Origin of the sequence: Brachyspira sp. SAP_772 (assembly GCF_009755885.1) — a bacterium.
GTDB lineage: Bacteria > Spirochaetota > Brachyspiria > Brachyspirales > Brachyspiraceae > Brachyspira.
The window spans coordinates 1,193,941-1,203,954 of record NZ_VYIX01000001.1; the positions used below are offsets into that span (position 1 = coordinate 1,193,941).

Consider the following 10,014-nt stretch of genomic DNA (forward strand, 5'->3'; position numbering starts at 1 on the left):
CTAAATAGACATACAAAATGGAACTTAATGATAAAACTTTAATAGAAAATACAAGTATAAAACTATTTTTTAAATTTGCTATACCTAGTATTTTGGGTATGATTATGGGAAGTGCTGCGGTATTTGTAGACGGTTTTTTTGTGGCACATTTTATCTCTGCTAATGCTTTCACTGCAATTAATATAGTTTGGCCAATCACTGCTTTATCATTTGGTATATACGTAATGCTTACAATAGGCTCTATTGCACTCGCTGGTAAATGCATAGGAGAAAACAATATAAGAAGAGCTAATTTAATATTTACTCAAACTTTAATTGTAGTGCTTACAATAGCAACTTTACCTCTTATAATAGCATATATATTTAGAACTAATTTACTTCCATTGTTTGGAGCTCATGGAGAGATATATCAATTATCATTAGATTATATTGAGGGGGTATTATTTGCTACATTTTTTTGGGGAATTGCTTATGTACTTAGTCAGTTTGTAAGGCTTAATGGTTCTCCGAAATTTGCTTCTTTAATGTTTATAATATCTTCTATAGCAAATATGATATTAGACCCTATTTTTATTGTGATTTTTAAGTTAGGAATTTCTGGAGCTGCTTGGGCTACTGCAATATCTCAAATGATTGCATTTATTATGGGGCTGTTATATTTCTTTAAGCCAAATTGCAAATTAAAAATTATAAAAGTTTATGGAGGCTGGATTTATATATTAAAAGCATCATTCAACGGATTTTCAGAGTTTCTAAGTAATTTATCTTCAGGACTCATACCTTGGCTGTTTAATATCACAGCATATAAAATTTCTGGTAATAACGGCATACTTGTTTATTCTGTTGCTAATTACGCTATAATGTTTTTTATAATGCTAGCATATTCTATTGGTGAAGCATTAGAGCCGCTTGTAAGTGTTTCGTATGGAGCTAAAAACAAAAACAGAATGAAAGATTTTCTAAAAATATCAATACTTTTAATTTCTATTATATCAATATTAATATCAATTGTATTGTTAATAAATCCAAGTTCATTAGTAAAAATGCTTTTACAAGATGTTGATATAAAAACATTTGAAGAGGCTAATTTTTTTGTAAGAGCATCAATACCCACTTTTATAGGTGTAGGAATAAATATTATAATGAGTGCCTACTACACATCTGTACAAAAAGCAGGAGCTTCAGCAATAGTTGCAGCTTTAAGAAGCACAATACTTCCAATAGCATTAGTATTAACTTTGCCTAATATAATAGGATTTCTTGGTTTAATTTTAGTTCTTCCTATAAGCGAAATAGCAACCTTAATTGTTTCTGTGATGTTATACAAAAATAGAAAGCCAGATATTTTGATTAGTTAGAAGAGATAATTTTAAAAACTCTTTTAAACTATAAAAAATATTATTTATTTTAATTTTATATATACTGAAAATTTTTGAGTTTGTTATTTTTTTATTGTTCTTTTTCCAGCAGCTCGCTGTGCGGACTTCGTCAAAAGAACCAAAAAGTGCGAGTAATAAAATAATACTAAATATTAATAATTACGCTTTATATGTAAGATAAATTATTAAATTCATAATAAAATTAAAAAAATCAAAATTACAAACTTAAAATTTTAAGTATATATAAACAAATTTATACTGTTTCTAAAGCATTAAGCAAAACATTTCCAAACTCTTTTGCAGATTGCGGCCCATTAGCTGTTATTATATTACCAGATACTACAACATTCTCTTCTACAATATTAGCATTATTATGCCTTACAGGAGATTCATTTTCTTTTAAACAAGTAACATTAATATTTGCCAATATACCTGCATTAGCCATTATAACAACACCGCTCCCAATACCAGCTACTATTTTTCCATTGTCAAGAAATAACTTAGCAAGACCCTGTGCACGCCAATCGTCCCAAAGCTTTATAGAACCAACGCCCCCAACAAAAACTATAGCATCAAAATCATCTGTACTCACTTCGCTAAATAAAAGCTCTGTGTCGACAGTACTTCCCAACTTTCCATGTGCCTCGCCTATTATGCTAGAGGTTAGTTTTATACTATACCCTTTAGATTCTAAAATCTTTTTACTTTCAAAAAACTCTTCATCTTGAAAATTTTCATTTGCAACTACATATACTACACTTTTAGACATTTTTTAAAAATTCTCCTTTCATTATAGTCCGCAATTTTTATCATAGTTTTTCTTATTTTCTATAGCAACCTTATATGCCTTTACATATTCTTTAGCACTCTTCTCCCAAGAATTATCTATCTTCATCACACGTTTTTGCATAGCTTCAAATTTATCTCTATGATCATAATAAACACTAATAGCCCAGCCAATAGTATTATATAAAGCAGAATTATTAGAATCATAAAACTTAAATCCAGAACCTTCGCCTGTAGCTTCATTATAGTTCTCAACAGTATCTTCAAGCCCGCCAGTAGCATGCACTATAGGAATAGTTCCATATCTTAAAGAATACATCTGATTAAGTCCGCAAGGTTCAAATAAAGAAGGCATTACAAACATATCAGCACCCGCCTCTATTAAATGTGATAATTCATTGCTATAACCAATATAAGAGCCTATTCTGCCGGGATATCTTTTAGGCAAATCACCAAAGAAACTTTCAAACCCTTTATCACCCGTACCAAGTATACAAAATTGAAACTTCATATTAGCCATTAAAGGCTCAATAACAGAAGCAAGTAAATGATACCCCTTCTGATCAACAAATCTTCCTATAGCACCAATTAAAGCTACATCATCATCTTCTTCGAGTAAAAATCTCTTCTGTAATTCTCTCTTACATATTTTTTTGCCTTTCATATCTTTAGAAGAGAAATGTGCCGCTATCATAGTATCTTTTTCTGGTGACCAAACATCTTCATCTATTCCGTTTAATATGCCAAAGAAACTTGTTGTCTTATTATTTAAATAAGGTGCTATACCATGACCGCCGTAAGGAGAAGCTATTTCTCTTGCATAAGTTGGGCTTACTGTTGTAACCAAATCAGAGAAAAATATTCCGCCCTTTAGTAAATTAATATTGCCATGATCCTCAAAAGTATCTGGGCTAAAATTATTCCAACCCAAACCTAAATAATTATAAGTGCTTGTTGCATTATAAACACCTTGATAATTAGCATTATGTATAGTAAGTACACTTGCTGCCTTACCTACATCATCATTCCAGTGCCAAGTTTTTATATATGCTGGTATTGCTGCTGTTTGCCAATCATTAGCATGAATTACATCTGGTTTTAAATTTAAATCTTTACATAATTGAAGTACTGCTCTTGAAAAAAATCCAAATCTCCAAGCATTGTCCTGATAGTCATTAAAAGCATTATCATGATAAAGACCTTCCCTGCTAAAGAAATGATGATGCTCTATAAAATAAAAATCTATACCATTATATACAGTCTTAAAAACACTGCACCACTCTTCACCTGTACCCATCCACACACCCATAGTAGGAAGTACATTCTCTAAATGACATCCCTTAAAATCAATATCTCTGTACTTTGGAATAACAACCGAAACCTCTACATCTAGCTTTTTTAAATATATTGGTAAAGAGCCAGCAACATCTGCTAAACCTCCTGTCTTTATAAAAGGAACAGCCTCTGATGAAGCTATAACTACTCTCATTTTTGACATATAAAAAACTCCTAAATATAGAATATATTTTAAATATACTACTTTATGAAAAAACTTCAAGTAAAAATCACAATATATTTTTAGTTATTTAAATAATGTTTAAATAATAATTGCTTTGTGGAATAAAGACTCACCCCTTTAATAGGGCTAATTTTTAAAGTAATAGTTGCTATTTTTATTTTTTTGTTTTTTACAATAAGATATCTCTCATGAATGGCATTAATTATTTCTTCTGATAAATCAAAAATATTTTTCTCTTCACTTTCAATTAAGCTATATTCTATATTATTATTTTTTAGTATTTTAAAAAAATTATTCTCTGTAAATCTGCTTGTAAAAATTATGAGGTTTATATTTTTTATAATTTCAACAATTAAATTATTATATTCTAATACAATCAAATCAATATCTTTGGAGCTATTTTTATTTTTTCTTTTGCATTTATAAAACACATCTGCTATAGCAATTTTTTTATCATAAAAAAGTTTTTTCTTTAGTTCTTTAGAAACTAAAAAGTTTTTATTATCAATATCAAATCTATAAGCAATTAATTTCCAAAACTCACTTTTTTTGCTTGAATAATACCATGCATTATTTTTCTCTTCATCATCAAGCAAATTAAATTTTTCCTCTTGAGTATACAACGGCACAGGAAAACTTCCTAGTATAAGTATATCGCTATCATCAAAAAAGAAATTTGTATCACTAAAAAGATGTGTTTCTATATTATTTTCCATAATAAACTATTCTAATATTTTAAGCATCTCAGCTTCTATTGCTTTAATATCTCCTTTTTTATCTTGAATAGATTTTATCTCTGCTCTTCTTTGTTCTAATAATTCTTCCTGACCTTGTTTATCTAAAGTTTCTCTTTTAGCAAAATATGCATCGCTTATAAGTTTATCAGCCATTCTCAAAGTTCTGTCGGACACTATTGCTTTGTCTGAGGCGTTTTCTGCTTTAGACATGTCAAAGCTAGCATCAGTTTTTAAAGCTCCTTCAGGAACTCCATTAACTATACTTCCTTTCCATTCCAATTTTGGCTGATAAGTATATGTAATATAATCAAAATAATCTGCATTCTTTATTTCATTATTATCAATAAAAATATCAAGTGCTTTATTATAAGATTTATCTAATAAAAACATTTTATTTTTACCGTCTTCAGTATATATTTTTTGAATACATTCTAAATCTTGAAAATCTTTATTATTAATAAGCTCACCTATTTCTGAATCAAAATCTATTTCCAAATTATCTTTCAAAAGTAAAGTAAAATTCACTGTACCGCCTCTTCCCCCGCCATAATCATAATCCCCTGAAAGCATTAATTCTTCTTTGCCGTCATTATTGATATCGCATAAAAAGAAAGATGGAGAATATATACGCCAATCCATTGTTTCATCTATATACTCCAAATATTTTTCTTCATCAAATTTACCAAAACTTATAAATTTAGAGCCTTTAGTATAATCTTTCAAATCATTTGTAGAAATTGAATTAATTTCAGCATATTCTACATTATTTATATCTCCAAGTCTAAAATTATAAGTTTTTGTCTCTTCAAATGAAGCATATATATGATCATTCATAAACTCAGGATTATAATAATGCATATTTACTCTTGATTCAATTAAAAATGTATTTTTCTTAAACTCAAGAAAACTAAGACTGTTCCATCCATCATAATACTCCATCAAATCAATTCCATAATAATTTTTAAAATACTCTGCATCATCAAAATATAATTTATCATTGCTGAGTCTATTTACAACATAAGTTTTTAAATATTTATTTATTATATTTGTATTAACCATTTCCGGTACTATCGTTACTGAAGCTATATGAGCTGTACCTTCTTCTACAACTGAAGTTAAAGAATAATTATTTTCATTAAATAAATCTATATATCCAGTATATTTCGCAATATATCTAGAGAAACCATTGTTATAAGCATCAGCAAGTAATTTTTCTGCCCTTAAAGAATCAGGAGTTTCTATTATATAATCAACTAATTTCATTTTATTGCTATAAGCATTATCATCATCATACTTTGATATCATCATAGATATATTAGTGCCGCCTGCTTTTTTCCATTCTGTTAAATACTTTTTTTCTTCTTCAAAATAGTAAAGCGAATCACAAGCAAAATGCGATAAAAATAAAGCAAAATAAACATCAGCATCTTTTTTATTTAATTTTAATAATTCCTCTCTTGCTTTTTTTAATGCTAAATTCTGCTCTACATACAAATATTCATCAGCATAATAATCTGTCAAATCTTCACTATATCTATCCCAACTTGAGAATGTTTCGCTAAATGAATCATAATTAACATTTGATATAAACTCTATAGAATATTTTTTTCTTTCATTATCATCTGCAAATTTCCTATTAAGAAAATCAAGATTTCTTTTTGCATATCCATTGTTTTCTCTTGCATTTTTAAGCTCTTCATCAAATTTAGCTTTATCTACTCTAACACCTTTATAAACATATTTCATATCAAAGAATTCTTTTTGATCATCTATTTGTTTACTTTGATTAACAGATGAAACAGTTTTTTGTTCATTAGTATTTTGTGCTGATTGATTTGCTTCTTTGTTACCGCCGCCGCAAGAAATTATTATTAAAGCAAGTATTGTAATAATAATATTTTTCATATTTTAACCTCAGTATGTATTATAGTTTTTTATAATAAAAGAAAATTAACAAAATTTCAATTATGAAACATTAATAAAAAAGTGCATACATATAATGCATACACTTTTTTATTATTTATTAGTAACTAAGATAAGTCTCTAAATCACTTGGATTATTTAAATGATGAAGTGCTGCTTTGTCATCTTCAGCTATAACAATATCCATAGCTGTTTGTCCTTCTTTGTTTTTAATATTATAATCAGCACCCATATTTATAAGTACTCCTAACATACCATAACTTCCAACAACATTTTCTACAGCAACTATTAATGGAGTATCTCCATCTTTATTTTTTTTATTTATATCAGCACCGTTTTTTATTAAATAATAACAAACATCTGTTCCAAACCACACTTCACGTACTAAATATGTTAAAGGAGTATCTCCTGTTGCTGAGCATATAGCATTTAAATCAGGCTTCAAATCAATAATATCTTTAGCTAAACCAATATTACGATACTTCATTGCTCTTATTAAAGGAGTATATCCGTATCCGTCTTCTAAATTTATATCAGCACCTTTCTCTACTAAAAATTTCAACATCTCTTTATCATTTCTAGCAGCAGCTAAATTAAGAGGTGTAATCTTATCATATTCTTTATTCAAATCAGTATCATCTTTTATAAGTTTTTCTAATGCTTTCATATCGCCTTTAGATACAGCATTCATTAATTCATCATATCCATTTATATTATCAGTATCTTCGCTTGACAATAATTTCTCTATTTCATAATATTTGCTATTTTTTGCTAATTTTATAGCTTCTTCTCTAGTTGTATTAGTATTGAGATTAAAAACATCATTATCTACTAATAATTTAGTTATATCATAATTATTATATGCATAAAACATATAATCATCAGCTGAGTTTAAATTTGCTCCTTCATCAATTAAAAATCTAGCCATTTCTATATATCCGTTTTCAGCTGCCACTTTCAAAGGAGAATCAACCCAAAATCCGTCAAAAAATCTTTGAGCATCTATATCTTGTCCTATAGATAATAAATATTTAACCATTTCTATATTATTCTGCTTTACTGCATCAGGAATTAAAGTTTCTTTTGAATCCCCTCTTTTTACAAGAAGTTTAAGTATATCAAGATTGTTATTACCAATAGCAATATCTATCAAATAATAAGAATACTCATAACCATAATCTCTATTTTTATCGAGCCCTTTATCAATTAATATTTTAGTCATTTCAGGATTATTATTTTTAACAGCATAGTAAAGCATATCAACACCACCTTCTGTTTCCATATCATCTACCCTAGCATTAACATCTGCCCCTTCTTTTATAAGCTCTTTTGCCAAATCATTATATCCAAATTGTACTGACAAAAACAAAGGAGTAGAATCTTTAAATATATATTTATCACCAAAATTTGTATATTCAGTAATTTTGCCTTCCAATCCTTCCTCTGCTATTAGTTTAGATATTTCGTATATTGGTGCTTTATATTTATGTTCATTGAGTATTTCATCTATTTTTTTATATCCTGTAGGCATAGGGTCAATTTCTGTACCTTGAATATATTCATTAGTATATTTAGCTGCATTAATATCTATATTGTTATTATTTGTTGTTGTAGGATTAATATACACTTTATTAGTTTCTGTTTGATTAGTTTGAGTATTTTGTTCTATTTGATTTGCTTCTTTGTTGCCGCCGCCGCAGGAAATTATAGCAATTATTAAAATAAATGCAGTAATTATAGAAATAATTTTTTTCATATTGTACCCCATGTATGTATTGTTATTTTTTATATTTATTAAAACAATTAAAAATTATTGTATACCCAAAATTTTAAGCATTTCAGCTTCTACTTTTTTAATATCTCCTTTTGCTTCCTGAATAGCTTTTATTTCTGCTCTTCTTTGCTCCAATAATTCTTCCTGACCTTGTTTATCCAAAGTGGATTTTTTAGCAAAATACGCATCACTTATAAGTTTGTCAGCTGCTCTCAAAGTTCTGTCGGACACTATTGCTTTGTCTGATGCATTCTCTGCTTTAGACATATCAAAGCTGGCATCAGTTTTTAAAGCCCCTTCAGGTACTCCATTAAGTATTCTTCCTTTCCATTCCAATTTGGGCTGATAAGTATATGTAATATAATCAAAATAATCTGCATTCTTTATTTCATTATTATCAACGAATATATCACATGCTTCATTATTAAGAGTATCCAGTAAAAGTATTTTATTTTTGCCATTTTCTGTGTATATTTTTTGAGTACATTCCAAAGCTTGAAAATCCGGATTATTAATAAGCTGCCCTGTTTCTGAATCAAAATCTATTTCCAAATTCTCTTTTAAAAGTAAAGTATAATGTGCTATACCGCCTCTTCCAGCAGAACTTGTATATTCGCCTGAAAGCATTAATTCTTCTTTGCCGTCATTATTGATATCACATAAGAAGAAAGATACACTATGCAAAGGATAATACATATTGCTAGCTATATAAGATGAATATTGTTTTATATCAAAGCTGCCTGAATCTATAAATTTAGACCCTTTAGTATAATCTTTCAAATCATTTGTAGAAATTGAATTAATTTCAGCAGATTTTACTTTATCTATATCTCCAAGTCTAAAATTATAATTTTTTATCTCTTTAAATGAAGCATATAAATTATCTTTTATAAAATCAGGATTATAATAATGCATATTTACTAATCCGTCCATAGTGCTTTCAATTAAAAATGTATTCTTTTTAAACTCAAGTAAATTAAGGTTATTCCAACCGTCATAACAATAAACGGCATTAATATTGTAATAATTTTGATAATATTCTAAATAGTCTTGTATATCATCATTAGCTAATCTATTATTTATATAAGTTTTTATATATTTGTTCATTATATTTGTATTGCCTATTTCTTCTGCTATTTCTACTGAAGATAAACGGGCTGTACCTTCAAATTCAATTGAAGTTAAAGAATAATTATTTTCATTGAATAAATCTATATATCCATTATTTTTTACAATGTATCTATAGAAATTATCTTTATAAGCATCAGCAACTAATTTTTCTGCTCTTAAAGAATCAGGAGCTTCTATTATATAATCAACTAATTTCATTTTATCACTGTAATCATTATCATCATCATACTTTGATATCATCATAGCAATATTACTTCCGCCTGCTCTTTTCCATTCTGTTAAATATTTTTTCTCTTCTTCAAAATAATAAAGCGAATCGCAAGCAAAATGTGATAAGAATAAGGCTAAATAAACATCAGCATCTTTTTTATTTAATTTTAATAATTCTTCCCTTGCTTTTTTTAATGCTAAATTTTGATCAACATATAAATATCCAACAGCATAATAATCTGTAACTTCACTATATATACCCCAATTACCCCAGCTTATTAAGAATTCTAGATCTAATGCAGCATAATTAACATTTGATATAAACTCTATAGAATATTTTTTTCTTTCATCATCATTTACAAATTTCCTATTAAGAAAATCAAAATTTCTTTTTGCATATTCATTATTTTCTCTTAATTTTTTAAGCTTTTCATCAAATTTAGCTTTATCTACTCTAACACCTTTATAAACATATTTCATATCAAAGAATTCTTTTTGATTATTTGTTTGTAAAGTATTAGTTTGAATATTTTGAGATTGTGATGTTTGAGTATT

The 10,014-nt window shown here is 27.7% G+C and carries 7 protein-coding genes; 1 reads left to right on the forward strand and 6 read right to left on the reverse strand.

From position 1 onward, the window contains the following. The first annotated feature begins 17 nt into the window (after positions 1–17). Positions 18–1,358 carry an MATE family efflux transporter gene (locus GQX97_RS05170; RefSeq protein ID WP_157150869.1) on the forward strand — a complete coding sequence of 447 codons (1,341 nt, stop codon included), beginning with the start codon at positions 18–20 and terminating at the stop codon, positions 1,356–1,358. A 274-nt stretch (positions 1,359–1,632) separates the two neighbouring features. On the opposite strand, the gene GQX97_RS05175 is transcribed toward GQX97_RS05170, so the two are convergent. The 6 genes from GQX97_RS05175 to GQX97_RS05200 all read right to left on the reverse strand — a co-directional run. Next, positions 1,633–2,148 (reverse strand): DJ-1/PfpI family protein, encoded by a 516-nt coding sequence (locus GQX97_RS05175; RefSeq protein ID WP_157150870.1) that lies wholly within the window; start codon positions 2,146–2,148, stop codon positions 1,633–1,635. 21 nt (positions 2,149–2,169) lie between these two features. Then, positions 2,170–3,663 carry a glycogen synthase GlgA gene (gene glgA, locus GQX97_RS05180; protein WP_157150871.1) on the reverse strand — a complete coding sequence of 498 codons (1,494 nt, stop codon included), beginning with the start codon at positions 3,661–3,663 and terminating at the stop codon, positions 2,170–2,172. Positions 3,664–3,743: 80 nt separating this feature from the next. After that, the gene (locus GQX97_RS05185) at positions 3,744–4,400 is read right to left on the reverse strand and encodes a uracil-DNA glycosylase family protein (protein WP_157150872.1); all 657 of its coding nucleotides are present in this window, start codon (positions 4,398–4,400) and stop codon (positions 3,744–3,746) included. A gap of 6 nt (positions 4,401–4,406) precedes the next feature. Continuing rightward, positions 4,407–6,326, reverse strand: a complete 1,920-nt coding sequence (locus GQX97_RS05190; RefSeq protein ID WP_157150873.1) for a hypothetical protein — start codon at positions 6,324–6,326, stop codon at positions 4,407–4,409. 118 nt (positions 6,327–6,444) lie between these two features. Beyond that, positions 6,445–8,100: an ankyrin repeat domain-containing protein gene (locus GQX97_RS05195; RefSeq protein ID WP_157150874.1), complete on the reverse strand. Its 1,656-nt coding sequence runs from the start codon at positions 8,098–8,100 to the stop codon at positions 6,445–6,447. Between the two features lie 54 nt (positions 8,101–8,154). Further along, positions 8,155–10,014 (reverse strand): hypothetical protein (locus tag GQX97_RS05200; protein WP_157150875.1); only part of this gene is annotated, 1,860 nt, incomplete at its 5' end.